The organism is Shewanella sp., assembly GCF_051658185.1.
In the GTDB taxonomy this organism is placed as follows: domain Bacteria; phylum Pseudomonadota; class Gammaproteobacteria; order Enterobacterales; family Shewanellaceae; genus Shewanella.
On the sequence record NZ_JBOFMC010000428.1, the window covers coordinates 1 to 18,058 of the forward strand.

Genomic DNA, 18,058 nt, shown 5'->3' on the forward strand with positions numbered 1-18,058 from the left:
ATATGATGTTACTAAGCTCGCCATCGGTACTCAGTGCGCCATCGGTACTTTGCGCACCACTCAGCATCAGTCCGCCATTCAATATCAGTTCGCCACACGCCATGGCAATGTATCTGGCTGGGCTCATCCCCATCAGGCGGCATAAGCCGCAGGCAAGCGGGTGGAGGAGTATTGCGATTTTGGCGCTGTGGGTGGGCATGGCTCTTGGCGGCGTGGTGATTTCGGGCAAGGCGCTCGCAGGAGAGGTGGTCGTCACACGTTCAAGTGTCCCCTTTGATGCCTTTGCCGTGCGTGACGCAATGCTTAAGGATCATGAGTGGCAAGCGCTCATCAAGCATCAACAGCAATGGCAGATTTTGCAAGCTTTACCAATAGGTTGCATTGTCGTGTTAACTCCTTATCGCTCCTTTGTGTGTGGTAGCCATACCTATCGCCCTTATGTTTACCAGCAGCGTGAAGTCTATATTTTGATTGATGTTCCTACACCTCGCGAGGTGGGCAATGGGCAGCGCGACTAACTCTTAGCGTCCCTTTTTATCTCTTTGGTACTGTAGTGTATTGATATTCACTGACGGCATAGCCACAGCGCTGAGCGACGCGCTGTGGGGAGCCCTGATGTTCACTATGGTTAAGGTTTTATGCCGCCAAAGCTTAGGGATATTTTGTTTATCAGCATTTTAACTCCTTAAAAAATCAATAATTAAATTAGATTTCTGGAGTTGAAGAGAACTTGGTTGCATTAATGGGATAGACTCGATAAATTGAACTGAGTATTACCGCTGAGAACCCTAAATTACCGCGATAGAAATTGCCTAAGACACTGAAGTTGGAGCAGTAAGTTATGTATTATCAAAATGATGACGTTCGCATTAATGAAGTAAAAGAGTTACTGCCACCCATTGCGATTCTTGAGCGATTTCCTGCCGCAGAAAAAGCTTCTGCTACCGTATTTAATGCTCGCCAACGCATTCATCACATCTTGGCCAAAAAGGATGATCGGCTGTTAGTGGTCATCGGCCCTTGTTCTATTCACGATCCTAAAGCCGCCCTAGAATATGGCTTACGCTTAAATGCGTTACGGGAGCGCTATCGGGAACAGCTCGAAATTGTGATGCGAGTGTATTTTGAAAAACCGCGTACGACCGTGGGCTGGAAGGGGTTGATCAACGATCCCTACATGGATAACAGCTTCAAATTAAACGATGGCTTACGGACTGCTCGCAAATTATTAGTGGATTTAAACGAGAGTGGCATGCCGACGGCGGGGGAGTTTCTCGATATGATCACCCCGCAATATGTGGCGGATCTCATGTGTTGGGGGGCGATAGGCGCGCGCACGACTGAGTCACAGGTGCACCGTGAGTTAGCCTCGGGTTTGTCATGTCCGGTTGGCTTTAAAAATGGCACGGACGGCACGATCAAGGTGGCTATCGATGCTATTGGGGCTGCGAATGCTCCCCACCATTTTTTATCCGTGACTAAGTTTGGCCATTCGGCCATTGTCTCGACGAAAGGCAATCCTGATTGCCATATTATTTTGCGGGGCGGGCGCGAGCCTAATTACAGTGCGTCCCATGTGGCTGATATTAGTGCGCAATTACGACAAGCCAATCTGGCAGATAACATCATGATTGATTTCAGCCACGCCAATAGCAGCAAGCAATATCAGCGGCAGTTGCTGGTGGCCGAAGATGTTGCCGGGCAGATTGCTCAGGGGAATCGCTCGATCTTTGGGGTGATGGTCGAAAGCCATTTAGTTGAAGGGCGCCAAGATCTTATCCAAGGCCAGCCGCTATGCTATGGCCAAAGCATTACGGACGCCTGTATTGGTTGGGAGGACACCGAGCGTCTCTTAGCCGTACTTAACGGCAGTGTGCTGGCGCGGCGCCAGTTATGAGCTAGCGATTAGCCGATTGGAATTGGTCGTTGTGGGTATTGTGTAAGTAACAATAAAGGCGCTATCCCGGCGCCTTTATTGTGATTATTTTGTATTCATCTTGGCTAAATATTCGTTCGCCTTAGCAAGACTGCCAAACGCGGCTATCAGGTTGTTTCTACCTTTGTCCTGAATCTCTGGATTGCCTGATTCTATCATCATCCACACCCAGGTTTGGATCAGGGGTAAAGGTGGGTACTGAACTTTAGCTGAATCCAACATAGACTTCCTTTAATATTGATTTAATTGAATTATTTTATACGTCACCTTAGCTTAAGAGCGTGGGATTGCGCCCGTACCACTCGCTCTGAAGCTAAAGATAACCGCAAAGGGTGACGGCGATATGACCAACCCCAAGGGCATTTTCGGTAAAACCGATACAATAATCAACAGTTGAGCGCGTGCTAAAAGCGACTCTTTACATTTGCAGCTTTGCCACGCAGCCATGAGGTGCCCGAAATGCGCAGATAACAGAAGGGGGCTTGATGACGAGAGCTGTTTCGGTCTTCATCTTTCAACTCCCCTCTTTTTACCTCTTTAGCGCATTAATCCTTAATTTATCCATTACACCGCTACCATGAGTTTCTTAGATAAAGCTCATTGATTTTATGTGAACTTTGCTCACTTGGTTCACCAACGCCGACTATGTCCTGTTACCTATGTCCTGTTACACTGGCAATAACTTCGCAAAGGAAATGGATATGCGCCCAACACACTATTTTGATGGTCCAATCGACAAATATCACTGGCAGGTTATGCGGCTGCTTTGGCCTTATCTACTTGAATATAAAGGCAGGATAACATTAGCCATGTCTTGTCTGGTGGTCGCAAAACTGGCCAGTGTGGGGCTGCCCTTTATTTTAAAAGACCTCGTTGATGGCTTAGATGCCAATAAAACCGCCCAAGCCTTGAGCGTACCCGTGGGGCTCGTGCTGGCCTATGGTGCGGTGCGCTTGTTAACAGTGATTACCGGTGAAATCCGCGACACCCTGTTTGGCCGCGTTACAGAGCGCGCCATCCGACGACTGGGGCTAGCGGTGTTTGAGCATTTACATCGGCTTGATTTGGACTTTCACCTTGAGCGGCGTACGGGGGGCTTATCGCGAGATATTGAGCGGGGGACCAGTGGCGTGAGTTTTTTAATGCGTTTTATGGTGTTCAATATTGTGCCAACGCTCCTTGAAATTGCGTTAGTCATTGGTATTTTCTTTTTTAATTATGGCATTGCCTTTGCGGCCATTACCTTTTGCTCGGTATTGGCTTATGTGCTGTTTTCAGTACTGGCGACCGAATGGCGCACCGAATATGTCCGCGATGCGGCCAAGGCAGACTCCCTTTCCAACACCCGTGCCATCGACAGCTTACTCAATTATGAAACGGTCAAGTATTTTAACAATGAGCAATACGAAGCCGACCGTTACGATCAAGCCTTAGCACAGTGGGAGGTCGCTAAGCGTAACAATCGGTTATCCCTTTTTGCCCTCAACGGGGGCCAAGCCTTGATTATTGCGTTGGCAATGACGGCGATGATGGCGCTTGCCGCCTACAAAGTGACCTATGGTGAGATGACCTTAGGGGATTTTGTGTTGATCAACGCCTTTATGATGCAACTATTTATGCCATTGAACTTCTTAGGGTTTGTCTATCGCGAGATCCGTGGCGCCTTAGCGAATATCGAACGGATGTTTAGTCTGCTTGATAAGCAGCCGAGCATTGTGGATCCGCTCAGTCCTTTAGCCTTTGAGCCTCGTCAGGGAGAACTTGTCTTTGAACAGGTGAGTTTTAGTTACGATGGGAGGCCGATTTTACAGGATGTCAGTTTTAAGGTCGCTGCAGGTAAGAAAGTGGCTGTCGTGGGGGACAGCGGCGCCGGCAAATCGACCTTGATTAAGTTATTGTTCCGATTTTACGATGTTAAGCAGGGGTCGATTAAAATCGATGGTCAGGATATTCGCCATCTGACGCAAGCGGCTTTGCGCCGCGCCATTGCCATCGTGCCACAGGATACAGTGCTATTTAATGATTCCTTGCTAGAAAATATCCGCTACGGCCGCCCAAGCGCGAGCGATGCCGACGTGCTGAAGGCCATTAAGCTGGCCGATTTAGAGCAATTCATTGGTTCACTGGCAAAGGGCTGGGAGACCAAGGTCGGGGAGCGTGGCTTAAAATTATCCGGCGGGGAGAAGCAGCGGGTGGCGATTGCCCGGGCTATCCTCAAAGGCTCGCCGGTATTGGTGTTTGACGAGGCCACCTCATCCCTTGATAGCCGCTCAGAGCAGGCCATTTTGTCGGCATTACGTGACGTAGCGAAGGGGCATACTAGCTTAGTTGTGGCCCATAGGCTTTCCACCATAGTCGATGCCGATAACATTGTGGTTTTGAGCCAAGGACGGATAGTAGAGCAGGGTGATCATAACGCGCTGCTGCAGCGGGATGGACTCTACGCTAAGCTGTGGCGCATACAAAATGAGCAATTTAAGGCGGGGTAAGCTCTTGATTGCTTATCTTATTAGCTGAATTTACGGTTCAGTATTTATTCAGCTTTAAGCTTTTATACTCCAGCACAACTTATTTCATTAACGAGGTTCGGTATGGAAAATATTGCGCTTAGAGTCAACATCGAAGGTAAAGACGACAAAGTGGCCACTGATTGGTCTGCAATCATGGCAACCTTAAAAAAGCGTGGTGTGGAATATGATGCATTGCTTAAGATCCATGCGGAGTTGACGGCCGGTTTAAAGGTGACAACCCGAGGGCTTACCTTAGCAAAAATGAATCCTAAAATGACCTTAGCCGGGGTGATCCGCGAATATCAAGGTCGCGGCCGTGACTCTCTCGGGATGCGGTAACACAAGATATTGATGAGATTAAGCACAAAAGGGGAGCGAACTTAGCGTATCCCCTTTAGTTTTCCTGCTTTCCAGCCTTCACAGAGCAAATTTAATTTAGGTGCGGCTTCGTCAATCAAAGTGAGTCGGATGATTTGGCCTTCCCGAAAACACACCAGTTCTCCCTCGATCTCCGTCAGACGGTTACAGCTTTTACAACTTGTGCTTACAGTTTTACTGGCGGGCAGTTGGCCTATAAAGCTCGATTTCACGGTATTTCCCCATTATTGCTGTTGATCGTTACTGTAAACTGATGGTTACGCTTGCTTATTGCAATTGAGAAACTGGGTTGCATGGTAATGCTGTGTCACAGATCCTACCTCTTTTGTGACCTAGGTTCAAATATACCTTCAGTGAGCTATTTCAGCAAAAGTTAAATTAGCTGCTAATTATTTTGTTGATATTCCTAAGTTTATCCTTGTCTCCTTTGGGTATTGTAAAGCCTCTCCCCTGCTTTAAGACGTTGCGCGTCGCTGTGGCACGGGGGAGCTGATAACCGAAGGGAAATCGGCTAGGTGGAATCAACTAGATGAAATTAACTAGATGAAATCAACTTGGTGGGAATGGGCTAAATAGCATTGGTTAAGCGCCCGCGCTATTCCTGCCCATAACGGGTCGAAATAAGGCTCGCTATTTGATCTTGGTTTATGGAGAGCAAGAACAGCTGGCTGTAATCGTCTTCGGCGATGGGCTTGATCTGCGGCCCGCCAAGACTCTTGATAATTAAGGGCAGCGTATTTGAGTGTCCGGCAATCAAGGTATTGCCTTTGACGGCGTGAACCTGTTCAACCATTTGTTGAATATGCGTTTGGATAGGGAGCTGCGCGCTCACAAGGGTGATGGGTAAGTGGCGCGCGTTTGCTATAGGCGCTACCGTCTGTTGTGTACGTTGAAATTGGGTTGCCACGATTTGGGATAATGGCGTGCGTGTCAGGGCGGTAATTAAGGCGATCGCGCGGATTTCTCCGGCGGCGGATAGCTGGGGATCCTCACTTGGCTGGGCCGCCGTCTCGGCATGTCTGACGAGAATGATTAAGCGTTCATTGGCATGGGCTTGATTAATCAAAGATAAGCCAAGCGTTAGCATGAGGAGTATCCCAATGCCCCGGATCCCCCCGAGGAGTAAGTCCGTCAGGCTAAAGCTTTGCTTCGCGGACACTTGGCCATGTGACGGCGCCTGTTGAGCTTTAGCGGCGCAGCTTGGGGGGAGCGTATGGACACGAGGGCCTACCGTCATGATTTTATCTCCTGTTATAGCGCTTGTGTGCTTAAAGGGGGATGCGGTTGTGCTATTGCTCGCGCGTAAACGGCTCAGCTTAAGTTGCCCACATTGAAGTGATCAATATTTAAGTGATCGATGTTTAAGTGATTACTGTCTGAGCGGCTAAAGTTTAAGCGTTCGTTTAAGCGTTTTAGTTATTTGTCTGTAAGTTAACCTGCTTGAGATGAATTATCTAGACTGGCTTTTATGGCTGGCGCGTAGATTTATTGCCAATGGTTCTGCTTGTATTGCTTCAGTTTTTAGCGTAATAGCCTGCTTTTTACGTCGTATCTTGCGCATTATGACTCAATTTACTGGCGTTCTGGTCGATAATTATGTCATCCCTAAATGTATTAATGGATGACCACTATGGAAATTAATAAACCTCCCCATGGGCAACCATTGCCCTTATCCCCCAAAAGTCTTAACGAGAATAAGGCTGAACAGAGTTCTGCTTCCGGGGATATTAAGAGTGAAAAGCCTGCCGATGCCCCTGGGCTGCAAACGGTGCGCCAAACCAGTAAAAATTTGATGAATCTTGCCATTTTATCCGCCCAGCAAAATGTCAATATTCAGTCCGGTGATAACTCATTGACCTTGCTGTACCGTGCTGCGATGGACTCGATCAATCATGCGCTTGCACCAGGAATGGGCAACAATGCAGCACAAAGCATTTATAACCAAGGGCTTGATACATCTCCCACGGCCACCGCCGATCGAATTGTGGGCTTTGCTACTCAGTACTTTAATCTGCATCAAAAACAAAATCCTGCCATGAGTTTTGATGATCAGCTCGACAGCTTTATGACGATTATCGGTGATGCCATCGATACCGGTTTTAAGGATGCGAGTGGCATATTGTCCGGCCTTAAGGTGCTGCAGGGAGATATCGCTAACAATATTGATAAAACCTACAGCTTAGTCCAAGAGGGGCTGCAAGCCTTTAAGGAGAGCGTTAAGCAGGATGAGGCTAAAAAACCGACCTAAGTTTTCATATTAAGACTGCCTAGACAACACAACACCCCTTGTAATAAGGGGTTTTTGTTGTCTAAATAACCGTCTATGCTAGTGACGTGTTTAGCCATTGGCGTTTAACAACAGCATGAGCGCGAGGAGCCGTTATGTGGACCAGGGGCAGAGTGATTGAACGAATTGATTGGAATGATAAGCTATTTTCACTGCGCATTGCTGCGGACCTGGCCGATTTTATCCCCGGGCAGTTTATTAAACTCAGTCAAGTGCAAGCAGGCAAGCGCGTCGCGAGGGCTTATTCTCTGGTCAATTCTCCCGATAAACCCTATGCCGAGGTGCTGGCCGTTGCCGTTGAGGACGGCTTGCTCTCTCCGCAGCTGCAACATTTGAGCGTGGGCGATGAGATAGACATCAGCCCCACCGCCACAGGGTTTATGACTTTAGATGAGATCCCCAATAACCAAGGTAAACACTTGTGGTTGTTCGCGACTGGGACGGCCATTGGGCCTTTTTTATCGATGCTAGATACCCCTGAGCCGTGGCAACGTTTTGAACGTTTGGTGTTGGTGTACGGGGTGAGAGAGGCAAAGGATTTGGCTTATCTTGAGAAACTGCGAGCCTATGAGCAAGGTTATGGTGCGCAATTTACCCTGTGTTTATGTGTCACCCGTGAGCAATATGACGGCGCATTAGCGTGCCGCATTCCCGACGGTTTAACCTCAGGGGAAATCGAGCAACACGTCGGTTTGCCACTCAGCGCGACCGATTCTCAGGTGATGATTTGCGGTAATCCCGGGATGATCAGTGACGCCCAAGCGGCCCTGATGGCAAAAGGCTTGGTTAAAAATCTGCGCCGTGCTCCGGGGCAAATTACGGTCGAAAAGTATTGGTAATCTGTCTATTTACAATCGTTTTGCTCGCAATATAACCAAAGGAAATCATCATGAAATTGCTGTGTTCGCAAGCATCGCCCTATGCCCGCTGTGTGAGAAGTGTGATCCGCTATTTAGGGATCCAAGACATTGAAGAGGTGATGGTCAATCCCTTTGAAAATAGCCCGTTGCTGTTAGAGGTTAATCCATTAGGGCAGATCCCATGCCTGATCACCGATGATGGCGCCGTGTTGTTTGATAGCGAAGTGATCATGCGCTATTTAGATGCCAACAGGGGAACGCAGCTGTTTGGTTCCGCGAGTGGCGATTGGGCGCTGCAATGCCAGTTTTCGATGGTAAAAGGTCTTATCGATAGCGCGGTGAAATTGCGCCAAGAGCAGATGCGCGCTGACGAAGGGCTGCGATCCGCTTTTTGGACGCAGCGATTTGAGCAGGCGCTGCTGCGTGGATTGCAACAGATAGAGCAGCAAGGGCTGATGACCCAGCCGATAATACAGGCGCCGCAGTTAGCCTTAGTGTGTTTGTTGGATTATGTGGATTTTAGACATGCCAGCCTTGATTGGCGCCGTGTGGCGCCAGCAACGGCGAGCTGGTTTACACAAATGCGCGAACTGCCAGCATTCGCGGCAACTCGGCCGCAGTAACTGGCACAATCACCTAAACAATCACCTAAACAATCACCTAAACAATCACCTAAGCAATAACCGACGTCATCGCGGCGTTGTGAATATCGATATGGCCGCTCGTTTAAGGGGGCATGCTCAGCTATCGGTTGAGCGCCTTCCCCTCGGCATTAGACGGCGATTCTCTTCGCCAAATGCACCATAAAGCTCCCGTGTGACACCAAATGTGACTCGACGATCGCTGCCCGCTTGGCGGCGATCTTGATGGTGTTGATAGCGGCACTGGCACTGCGCGGCGTTGCAATGCGCCAGTGGGATGGTGGGGGCTTCTCGCGATAAAAAGCGTTTTTCTTTCAGGGTGGCAGCCTGCTCACACGCGCGGCCTTGATTGACTATGCTGACACTGTGATATTGATGAATAGGGCCACTGCGCGATTTTGCGCTATGGTGAGATGCCCCGCGATGTTTTGCCAAATGCCTGCGCGCTTGTTTGCGGCGCTGAAGTAGGACGAATCCCAGTAAACTTAGGCTGGTGAGTATTAGCAATATAGTCGTTAACATAGCGCCTTCTCTCGGGAGCGTAAATTAAGTTTCAGTTTAGATTGCTTTGAGATAATTAGCATTTTTTCCAACTAATACTCGTTAAAACAAAAGTTTATCTAAGCTCTTGCCCAAAGGTTGACTATCTATTACCCTCTATCGAACTGATAACTGTTATCATTAACAGTATCGGTTCATACGATTAATGATAACACGATCAGTGTGTCGCATCCTTGGGGAGCATAGGTAATGAAATGGATAACGAGCGTTGCATTTTTAGGCCTGTTGGCAGTAGGGCAAACCGCGACAGCGGCGGATAAGTTGACCGTGTATTCCTATCGGCAAGCTTTTTTGGTCGAGCCTATTTTGGCGCGTTTTACTGCGCAAACGGGGATTGATGTCGATCTGGTGTTTGCTAAAGACGGCATTACCGAACGTCTTGCTCGGGAAGGGCGCTTATCTCCGGCCGACATCGTACTGACCTCCGATTTTTCACGTTTGGTTGAATTAGTGGATAAGCAATTAACGGCGCCAGTGAAGAGTGCCCAGTTAGATAGCAATATTCCCGCCCAGTTTCGAGATCCCCAAGGGCAGTGGTATGCCTTGACGATGCGGGTACGCAATCTTTATACCGCCAAGGATGGGTTAGGTGCCCAGCCCTTAACCTACGAGGCGTTAGCCGATCCCAAATACAAAGGTAAAATTTGTACCCGCAGTGGTAAGCATCCTTACAATATTGCCTTAGTGGCTTCGATGATCGCGCACCATGGAGAGGCACAGGCAAAAACCTGGCTGCAGGGGGTGAAGGATAATTTGGCGCGTAAACCTCAGGGGAATGACAGGGCGCAAATTGCGGCTGTTAAAGAAGGGGTGTGTGATATTGCCATCGGCAATAGCTATTACTACGGCAATATGTTGCAGGATCCTGAGCAAAAAAACGTGGCCGAAGCGGTAACCATTAACTTCCCGAATCAGGCGGAGCGCGGCGCCCATGTGAATGTCTCGGGCATGGTGTTAACTCGCCATGCGCCTAATCGGGATAATGCCATTAAATTGATGGAGTTTTTATCGGGAGATGTGGCCCAAAAAGCCTATGCCGAGGTGAATATGGAATATCCGGTCAAAGCCGATGTGCAGCCCTCGCAGTTGGTGGCATCGTGGGGAGCGTTTAAGGCCGATTCGTTACCCATTGTGAAATTGGCGCACTATCATCAGGCGGCGGTTAAGTTGCTCGATGAGGTGCAGTTTGATCTCTAGGGTTTTCTCTCGAGGGGCGTGGCAGCATGCGCCGTCATCTCGAGGGCACCATAACGATCGCCATGCTGGCGATCGTTATAAATTTTAGCGTTATCAAGGCGATTGCCGTATGAGCCATCGTGGCCGATGGCGCTAGGCTCTAAGGATTGGCATGATTTTAGGGTTATCCAGAAGCTGGTCAGTTGCGGGATTTTGCGCCTCGGCATTACTGGTCATGCCGTTACTGGCGCTACTACTCGAGGCGCTTACGCCCGATGACGCGGTCTTCGGGCATTTAATGGCGACCGTATTGCCCAGCTATATTCGCAACAGCGTACTGCTCATCTTTTGGGTCAGTATTGGGGCACTATTGCTAGCGTTGCCCTGTGCTTGGCTGATGGCACGCTGCGAGTTTGCCTTAAGACGATATTTGCAGTGGGCCCTGTTATTACCGCTGGCGATGCCGGGCTATATTGTGGCCTATGTCTATACCGATTTACTCGATTATGCCGGTCCGGTGCAGCGGGCATTGCGGGCGGTCTTTGGGTGGAATTCTCCTCAAGATTATGTTTTTCCTGATATTCGCACCTTAGGCGGCGCCGCCTGTATGCTGGCGCTGGTGCTATTTCCTTATATTTATCTGCTCGCCCGAACGGCCTTTGTGGAGCAATCTTTACATCTTGCCCAAGCGTCACGGATTATGGGCTGTTCACCTTGGCAGAGTTTTTGGCGCCTGTCCTTACCGATGGCAAGGCCTGCGCTGGCCGTTGGTGTTGCCTTGGTGGCGATGGAAACCGCTGCCGATTTTGCGACCGTGAGTTATTTTGCGGTGCCAACCTTAACCACGGCGGTTTACGATACTTGGCTGGGATACGGCAATTTAACCGCTGCGGCTAAGCTATCGGCAATCATTTTATTGGTGGTCTTTTTGCTGATTGGCATTGAGCGTTTTGAGCGGCGTAAGCAGCAGTTGTTCCAAAAGCCAACGGCGCATCAGCCCCAAGATTTATATCGCCTCTCGCCGATGCAAACCCTGCTGGCCTTAGGATTTTGTGGTGCGGTATTGTGCTTTGCGTTTGTCTTGCCCTTTGGCATCCTCTTATCCTACGCCGTTAAATACTTTGCCCAAAGCTGGGATGCGCGCTTTTGGCAGCTCAGCGTCAATAGCCTCAGCCTTGCGCTGTTAACCAGTGCTATCTGCCTAGGGCTGGCGCTATTGTTCATGTTTGTGCGCCGCATTAGCCCAAGGGCGAGCGATGCACTGCCATCGCGTTTGGCTTCTTTAGGCTACGCCTTGCCCGGGACGGTGCTCGCCATCGGCGTACTTATCCCGTTAACTTGGTTAGATTTTGGCCTTAACCATCTGGCAGATTGGTTAGGATTTAAAGGCCCAGGATTATTTTTTACCGGCAGTGTGGTGGCGTTAATTTTTGCTTTTTGCGTACGGTTTGTGGCTATCGCCATCGGCAGTGTCGAAAGCAGCTATAAGCGGATCTCCCCTTCCCTTGATAGGGTGAGCGTGACTCTCGGACAGCGCCCACGGCAGTTGTTGACTCGGGTGCATTTGCCGCTGTTGGCCAAGGGGTTGTTTGCCGGGGCGTTATTAGTGTTTATCGAAAGCATGAAAGAGTTGCCGGCGGCGCTGTTACTGCGGCCAATTGGTTTTGAAAATTTGGCGACCTTTGCCTTTCAATATGTGTCCGATGAGAAGCTGGAATATGGCGCCTTGGCGGCAATCGTCATCGTACTTGTTGGCCTAGTGCCGTTGATTTATTTAAACCGTTCTTTGGAGCAACAACGCTGATGACCCATCCGCTGATCCTCAAGCAAGTTTACAGTGATTACCATGGCCAGCCAGTGCTTAAAGGGGTTGATTTAGCCCTCGGCCAAGGGGAGATTTTAGCGCTACTTGGCCCAAGTGGTTGCGGTAAAACCACGTTGCTGCGCGCAGTGGCGGGGCTGCAGGCAATCAGCCATGGGCAAATTGAGATAAATGGCACGGTTGTTAGCGCCGATAAGCAGTTTGTTGCGAGCGAGCGGCGCGGAATTGGGATGATTTTCCAAGATTATGCGCTGTTTCCCCATTTAACGGTGGCGCAAAATATTCTATTTGGCGTCGACAAGCTCCCCGCGAGTGCGCGTCAGGCCCGTTTGGATGAAATGTTGGCGTTAGTCAAACTTGAGGGGCTAGGTAAGCGTTACCCCCATGAGTTATCGGGCGGGCAGCAGCAAAGGGTGGCGATTGCTCGGGCGCTGGCCTACGAGCCCCAGCTACTCTTGCTTGATGAGCCCTTTTCAAATATCGATGCTCAAGTGCGCTATGAGATGATGGCGGAAATTCGCAGCATTCTTAAGCAGCGGCAGGTGAGTGCGGTATTTGTGACTCACAGTAAAGATGAAGCCTTTGTGTTTGCAGATACTTTGGCGATATTCAATCAAGGCGTCATCGTGCAGCAGGGGAGCGCCGAGACGCTCTACGCCGCCCCTAACAGCCGTTATGTGGCGGATTTTTTAGGGAGCGGTAATTATTTACCCGCCGCCGTGGTTGATGGCCACAGGGTGAGCACGCCCATTGGGCAGTTGACCAGCCTTACGCCCCTCAACTTTTCTAGCCAATTCAACGGTATGGTATTTTTGCGGCCGCAGCAGCTCACTCTGAGCGCCGACGAGGCGGGAATGGGGACGATTATCGAGCGACGCTTTCTGGGAGCGTTTTGTCATTATTGGGTCAAAATTGAGGCGGCTTCCCATGCTTATTATGTTGAGGTGCGCAGCCACCTGATGCAGCTCAGCATAGGGCAAAAAGTGGGCTTAACTTCTGAGCCGCATGCTTTGGTATTGTTTGAGTCTTAGTATCGATGTGAGCCCAAACTCGCCGAGAGTTGCTTAACATTACGGGGTAGCCTAGGAGACACTGATGTCTATCAAGCAGGTTTCTATCAAACAAGTTTCTATCAAACAAGTTTCTATCAAACAGGTTACTATCCAGCTGGTGATAATCAAGCGATTGGTTTTAAAAGTGAACCCGGCGTTTATTTTAGTGCCGTTGAGAGCCGCAAGGACGGTTATGCCGCGGGTTATTCAGTGTGAAAACGGCGGTAAGCTTGGATGAGCATTCGACGTAGTATTCGGGTAAACTGTGCGTTAGTTAATGTCATTTTTAGGTAAAGTTGCGGATAATATTGCCGAAAATGAATTTATAAAAGGGTGATAACTAGATGGATAGTCAAAATATGCCACGTGAACAGTTGGGTGTGTGTGCAGAGGGAAACTTACACAGTATCTATATGATGTTTAATGCGAACGACAATGTAGAATCGCAGTTACGTCCCTGTATTGCCAACGTCGCGCAGTATATTTATGAGCTGACAGATCAATATTCCGACAGCGCATTCAATGGCTTTGTGGCTATCGGCGCTAATTATTGGGACAATTTATACCCCGATGCCCGCCCTGAAATGCTCAAACCGTTCCCCGCAATGCAAGTGGAGAGTCGCGAGGCGCCTGCCATCGAATACGATTTATTTGTGCATATTCGCTGTGATCGTTATGACATCCTCCATTTAGTTGCCAATGAAATCAGCCAGATGTTTGAGGATTTGGTGGAACTGGTTGAAGAAGAACGCGGTTTTCGCTTTATGGATAATCGGGATTTAACCGGATTTGTTGACGGCACTGAAAACCCCAAAGGTCGTCATCGTCAGGAAGTGGCTTTAGTGGGCGATGAAGATCCTGAATTTAGGGGCGGCAGCTATATCCATGTGCAAAAATATGCGCACAACTTGAGCAAGTGGCACAGGTTGCCCGTTAAAAAACAAGAAGATATTATCGGTCGAACCAAGCAAGACAATATCGAGTATGCCTCGGCAGATAAGCCGTTAACGAGCCATATCAAACGGGTCAATCTCAAGAATGCTGACGGTAAATCGATGGAAATTCTGCGGCAAAGCATGCCCTTTGGCTCGATTAAGCAGCAAGGGTTAATGTTTATCTCAAACTGCCGCACACCGGACCATTTTGAGCAAATGCTCCATAGTATGGTATTTGGCGACGGCGAAGGACATCACGATCACTTAATGCATTTTACGCGCGCCTTATCAGGCTCATCGTTCTTTGCGCCCGCATTGGATTTTATGCTGCAGTTTGATGAGTAATTAACGTCCCTAGAGACGGCTTTTAACGCGCACTGAGACCTTTGGTTTCGGTGCGTTTTTATTGGTGCTTGAGTGAGGTTATTCGAGCTTATTTGCTTAGCATGGCTCTTAGCATGGCTCTTAGCATGGCTGTTAGTATGGCCTTAAAGTGAGCGTCTTACCGCCTTGCTCATTGTTATGGGGGCTACCCACGAATGCTCTCGTCGTGTTGGCGAGTGTGCTGAGCTTTGTCTCGCCTCGCGATAACTTTGGCATTTGACTCGCGGCAACTTTGGCATAGTGGCAATACCCCATGCCAAAGCAACGCAATCGACCAGCATGCTGGCCTGAAGAGTTATTCGGTGTAATTGAATAGCGATTTGATGGTTTCTAAGGTGTCGGCAATATCTTGGATGCTGGACGGGCAGATAAAGATAGTGTCATCACCTGCAATCGTGCCTAAGATCCCTTCAGGTTTACCGATAGAGTCCAATAGGCGGGCGATTAACTGCGCAGCGCCGGGACTGGTGCGCACTACGATCATCGCTTGATTGTGATCGACATCGAGCACTAAGTTTTTTAGCGGGCTGCCTGCCGTCGGTACCCCTAACTCGGCGGGTAAACAGTACACCATTTCTTGTTTGGCATTGCGCGTGCGCACCGCGCCAAATTTGCTAAGCATGCGCGACACTTTCGATTGGTTGATGTTACCAAAACCTTCAGCTTGCAAGGCGGCGACGATTTCACTTTGGGAGCCAAAACGCTCTTCTTTTAAAATCGACTTAAAAATTCTTACTAGGTCATCTTGAGTCTTATTGGTCTGCATCATTTTAGTATTCTGTATTCAAAAAAACAGGCTCATTCTGAATAGCCACAGTCTAATTGTCAACAAATAACCAAAATAGCTGAATAAAAATTCACTTGTGATTGCGGGCGCACTCGAGCGTGGCGGGTCTTGGCACTTTATGGCAGCCGCACTGGGCTAAGCAGTTAATAAATCTTTAGTTCACGACTAACGGATAATTGAAATTGTTGTGACATTCCAGTAAGGTGACGCCATTGTAAATTAGATCCATGTCACACACATCCGAGAAATAACGGAGATAACTATGAAAGTTGCTGTACTTGGTGCTGCTGGTGGTATCGGCCAGGCTCTTGCCCTACTGTTAAAAACTCAATTACCTGCGGGTTCTCAATTGTCTCTATACGATATCGCACCGGTCACTCCGGGTGTTGCGGTTGACTTGAGCCATATCCCCACTGCGGTTGAAATCAAAGGTTTTGCTGGTGAAGATCCAACGCCTGCCCTCGTGGGTGCTGACGTTGTGCTGATTTCTGCTGGTGTTGCACGTAAGCCTGGTATGGATCGCTCTGATCTGTTCAATATCAACGCCGGTATCGTGCGCAACTTGATCGAGAAAGTGGCGGTCACTTGCCCTAAAGCACTCGTGGGTATTATCACAAACCCTGTTAACACCACGGTTGCTATCGCAGCTGAAGTGCTGAAAAAAGCCGGTGTTTACGACAAAAACCGTCTGTTCGGTGTGACCACGCTGGACGTGATCCGTTCTGAAACCTTTATCGCTGAATTAAAAGGCTTAAACGTTGCTGACGTTAAAATCAACGTGATCGGCGGCCACAGCGGTGTAACCATTCTGCCATTGCTGTCTCAAGTTGAAGGCGTGACTTTCTCTGATGAAGAAGTGGCATCGTTAACTAAACGTATCCAAAACGCGGGTACTGAAGTGGTTGAAGCGAAAGCCGGTGGCGGCAGCGCGACGCTGTCGATGGGCCAAGCGGCTTGCCGTTTCGGTATGTCTTTGGTGCGTGGCCTACAAGGCGAAGCGAATGTGGTTGAATGTGCCTATGTTGACGGCGGCAGCGAACACGCGCAATTCTTCGCTCAACCTGTGCTGTTAGGCAAAAACGGTATCGAAAAAGTGCTGCCTTACGGTGAAGTCAGCGCATTCGAAGCTAACGCCCGCGATGCGATGTTAGATACGCTCAAAGGCGATATCACACTTGGCGTCGAGTTCGTTAAGTAATTTATCGCGTTTATGAACAACGGAGCCTAATGGCTCCGTTTTGCTTTAGGTGCGGCTTACTTGCGCGGCAGTTGGCATTGACCATCACAACGGGCTTTACCCGTCAGCAGATAAGAAATACGGTATCTGTGCTTTGCAAACCTTAGGTAGCACCAATCCGCGATAGGCTTGATAAGCGGTAAGCGTAGCACTTGTACCCACGGGCGGGTGCCTGTCAGCGCCCATGCTTGGCAGGTGACATCGAGCCCGAGTAGCACTTGGCCCGAGGCCGTTTCGCCGTGGAGAATGCGATTGGCGTAATCCTTATCGATATAGCTGAATTTTGTGCTGAAATGTTCAGCATTAAGATCCACCAGTTCAATTTTATTCTCTGGATCGCGCGCTTTGAGTTGGCGCATTTCGGCGCGACATAATGGGCAATTGCCATCGTAAAAAATCCGCAGTTCCATTAGGTGTCCCTCTTACTGTTTGTCACTGAGTATACGAAGCTGCGGGCAATTAAGATCGACATGTTGACGGCGTTAAGAGGTGTAGGCACGCTTGGCTAAAGGCCGTAAGCGTTTGTTATCAGCCATTGCGCGATGAGCCCTTTGCCAAAGGCTTTCGCTTTTAATCAGTACTCGCAACTATACAGGATAGCTATGACAGCTCCCATGATTATCACCGGTGTCGGCAAGCGCATTGGCTACGCCCTCGCTAAACATCTTCTCGCCCAAGGGCATTGCGTGATTGGCACCTATCGTCGCCATTATCCCAGCATCGATGAGCTGCAGGCTTTGGGCGCGACCGTAATCCAATGCGACTTTTACGACAACGCACAACTCCAAACCCTGATTGAGCAATTAAGCCAGTATCCCGCCATTCGCGCCATTATCCATAATGCTTCAGACTGGTTGGCGGATAACAGCGCAGGATTTACCGCCCATGAGGTGATGCAGCGAATGATGCAGGTGCATGTAAGCGTGCCCTATCAAATAAACTTAGCGTTAGCCTCGCAGTTACAAGCGGCTGCTCAAGGGGAGGTTGGGGCCAGCGATATTATCCATCTCACCGACTCTGTGGCCGAAAAGGGCAGTGCTAAACATATCGCCTATGCGGCCAGTAAAGCGGCGCTGGATAATTTAACCTTGTCCTTTGCGGCTAAATTGGCGCCCGAGGTAAAAGTGAATGCGATTGCCCCGGCGATGATCCTCTTTAACCCAAGTGATGATGACGCTTATCGACAAAAGACCTGGGCCAACGCCATGTTGCCCAAAGAGGCCGGTAATCAGGAGATCATTGCCTTAGTGGAGTACCTGCTCAATAGCCGTTATGTCACCGGGCGCAGCCATCATGTCGATGGTGGGCGGCATTTGAAATAAATAAGAAGCTAGATTTTAGACCCTAGACCCTAGACCCTAGACACTAGAATCTAGTGACCTAGCACCTTCTTTATTCAAAACGTCCATACCCGACTAGGGGTGATGATAACGGGTAAGGGCACATCCCAATGTGCGCAGGGCAGGCTCGGTACTTGCTGACAATCATGGGC

At 49.3% G+C, this 18,058-nt stretch carries 20 protein-coding genes and 1 pseudogene; 14 read left to right on the top strand and 7 right to left on the bottom strand.

All coding sequences use genetic code 11. From position 1 onward, the window contains the following. Positions 1-197: 197 nt before the first annotated feature. A complete protein-coding gene (locus ACRCZA_RS15570; RefSeq protein WP_438675322.1) occupies positions 198-518 on the top strand; it encodes a hypothetical protein in 321 nt (106 codons plus the stop codon). A 323-nt stretch (positions 519-841) separates the two neighbouring features. Further along, positions 842-1,897: a 3-deoxy-7-phosphoheptulonate synthase AroG gene (aroG, locus tag ACRCZA_RS15575; protein WP_438675304.1), complete on the top strand. Its 1,056-nt coding sequence runs from the start codon at positions 842-844 to the stop codon at positions 1,895-1,897. A gap of 84 nt (positions 1,898-1,981) precedes the next feature. Here the strand turns inward: aroG and ACRCZA_RS15580 are convergent, their stop codons facing one another. Next, positions 1,982-2,158, bottom strand: a complete 177-nt coding sequence (locus tag ACRCZA_RS15580; protein WP_438675305.1) for a hypothetical protein — start codon at positions 2,156-2,158, stop codon at positions 1,982-1,984. Between the two features lie 479 nt (positions 2,159-2,637). On the opposite strand from ACRCZA_RS15580, the gene ACRCZA_RS15585 reads away from it, so the two are divergent. After that, the gene (locus tag ACRCZA_RS15585; RefSeq protein WP_438675306.1) at positions 2,638-4,425 is read left to right on the top strand and encodes an ABCB family ABC transporter ATP-binding protein/permease; all 1,788 of its coding nucleotides are present in this window, start codon (positions 2,638-2,640) and stop codon (positions 4,423-4,425) included. A 102-nt stretch (positions 4,426-4,527) separates the two neighbouring features. Beyond that, complete coding sequence (locus tag ACRCZA_RS15590; RefSeq protein WP_438675307.1) at positions 4,528-4,785, top strand: hypothetical protein; 258 nt, start codon at positions 4,528-4,530, stop codon at positions 4,783-4,785. A gap of 41 nt (positions 4,786-4,826) precedes the next feature. On the opposite strand, the gene ACRCZA_RS15595 is transcribed toward ACRCZA_RS15590, so the two are convergent. Together ACRCZA_RS15595 and ACRCZA_RS15600 are read right to left on the bottom strand one after the other, a co-directional pair. Continuing rightward, positions 4,827-5,036 carry a hypothetical protein gene (locus ACRCZA_RS15595; protein ID WP_438675308.1) on the bottom strand — a complete coding sequence of 70 codons (210 nt, stop codon included), beginning with the start codon at positions 5,034-5,036 and terminating at the stop codon, positions 4,827-4,829. Positions 5,037-5,419: 383 nt separating this feature from the next. Next, on the bottom strand, positions 5,420-6,061 hold the full coding sequence (locus ACRCZA_RS15600; RefSeq protein ID WP_438675309.1) for a histidine phosphatase family protein: 642 nt from the start codon (positions 6,059-6,061) through the stop codon (positions 5,420-5,422). A gap of 393 nt (positions 6,062-6,454) precedes the next feature. Between ACRCZA_RS15600 and ACRCZA_RS15605 the strand changes: the two genes are divergently transcribed. The 3 genes from ACRCZA_RS15605 (at position 6,455) to ACRCZA_RS15615 (ending at position 8,594) form a co-directional block, all read left to right on the top strand. Continuing rightward, positions 6,455-7,072, top strand: a complete 618-nt coding sequence (locus tag ACRCZA_RS15605; protein ID WP_438675310.1) for a DUF5610 domain-containing protein — start codon at positions 6,455-6,457, stop codon at positions 7,070-7,072. Between the two features lie 134 nt (positions 7,073-7,206). After that, entirely contained in the window at positions 7,207-7,950 is a 744-nt protein-coding gene (locus tag ACRCZA_RS15610; RefSeq protein ID WP_438675311.1) for a ferredoxin--NADP reductase, read from the top strand. Positions 7,951-8,000: 50 nt separating this feature from the next. Further along, positions 8,001-8,594: a glutathione S-transferase gene (locus tag ACRCZA_RS15615; RefSeq protein WP_438675312.1), complete on the top strand. Its 594-nt coding sequence runs from the start codon at positions 8,001-8,003 to the stop codon at positions 8,592-8,594. Between the two features lie 117 nt (positions 8,595-8,711). Here the strand turns inward: ACRCZA_RS15615 and ACRCZA_RS15620 are convergent, their stop codons facing one another. Beyond that, a complete protein-coding gene (locus tag ACRCZA_RS15620; RefSeq protein ID WP_438675313.1) occupies positions 8,712-9,134 on the bottom strand; it encodes a hypothetical protein in 423 nt (140 codons plus the stop codon). Between the two features lie 228 nt (positions 9,135-9,362). On the opposite strand from ACRCZA_RS15620, the gene ACRCZA_RS15625 reads away from it, so the two are divergent. The 5 genes from ACRCZA_RS15625 (at position 9,363) to ACRCZA_RS15645 (ending at position 14,503) form a co-directional block, all read left to right on the top strand. Further along, positions 9,363-10,370 (top strand): Fe(3+) ABC transporter substrate-binding protein, encoded by a 1,008-nt coding sequence (locus ACRCZA_RS15625; RefSeq protein ID WP_438675314.1) that lies wholly within the window; start codon positions 9,363-9,365, stop codon positions 10,368-10,370. Positions 10,371-10,521: 151 nt separating this feature from the next. Next, positions 10,522-12,153 (top strand): ABC transporter permease, encoded by a 1,632-nt coding sequence (locus tag ACRCZA_RS15630; protein ID WP_438675315.1) that lies wholly within the window; start codon positions 10,522-10,524, stop codon positions 12,151-12,153. Next, positions 12,153-13,202, top strand: a complete 1,050-nt coding sequence (locus ACRCZA_RS15635) for an ABC transporter ATP-binding protein (protein ID WP_438675316.1) — start codon at positions 12,153-12,155, stop codon at positions 13,200-13,202. Before ACRCZA_RS15630 ends, ACRCZA_RS15635 begins: the two co-directional genes overlap by 1 nt. Positions 13,203-13,266: 64 nt before the next feature. Continuing rightward, on the top strand, positions 13,267-13,461 hold the full coding sequence (locus ACRCZA_RS15640; RefSeq protein ID WP_438675317.1) for a hypothetical protein: 195 nt from the start codon (positions 13,267-13,269) through the stop codon (positions 13,459-13,461). A gap of 106 nt (positions 13,462-13,567) precedes the next feature. Beyond that, positions 13,568-14,503 (top strand): Dyp-type peroxidase, encoded by a 936-nt coding sequence (locus tag ACRCZA_RS15645; protein ID WP_438675318.1) that lies wholly within the window; start codon positions 13,568-13,570, stop codon positions 14,501-14,503. 334 nt (positions 14,504-14,837) lie between these two features. On the opposite strand, the gene argR is transcribed toward ACRCZA_RS15645, so the two are convergent. Beyond that, complete coding sequence (gene argR / locus ACRCZA_RS15650) at positions 14,838-15,308, bottom strand: transcriptional regulator ArgR (RefSeq protein ID WP_438675323.1); 471 nt, start codon at positions 15,306-15,308, stop codon at positions 14,838-14,840. Between the two features lie 283 nt (positions 15,309-15,591). Here argR and mdh point away from each other — a divergent pair, with 283 nt between their 5' ends. Next, positions 15,592-16,527, top strand: coding sequence for a malate dehydrogenase (gene mdh / locus ACRCZA_RS15655; protein ID WP_438675319.1), 936 nt, complete (start codon positions 15,592-15,594; stop codon positions 16,525-16,527). Positions 16,528-16,583: 56 nt separating this feature from the next. On the opposite strand, the gene ACRCZA_RS15660 is transcribed toward mdh, so the two are convergent. Further along, positions 16,584-16,976, bottom strand: coding sequence for a thiol-disulfide oxidoreductase DCC family protein (locus ACRCZA_RS15660; protein WP_438675320.1), 393 nt, complete (start codon positions 16,974-16,976; stop codon positions 16,584-16,586). Positions 16,977-17,168: 192 nt separating this feature from the next. On the opposite strand from ACRCZA_RS15660, the gene folM reads away from it, so the two are divergent. Then, positions 17,169-17,888: a dihydromonapterin reductase gene (folM, locus tag ACRCZA_RS15665; RefSeq protein WP_438675321.1), complete on the top strand. Its 720-nt coding sequence runs from the start codon at positions 17,169-17,171 to the stop codon at positions 17,886-17,888. 74 nt (positions 17,889-17,962) lie between these two features. Here the strand turns inward: folM and ACRCZA_RS15670 are convergent. Continuing rightward, positions 17,963-18,058 (bottom strand): annotated as a pseudogene (locus ACRCZA_RS15670) (5-formyltetrahydrofolate cyclo-ligase); the annotation flags it as partial.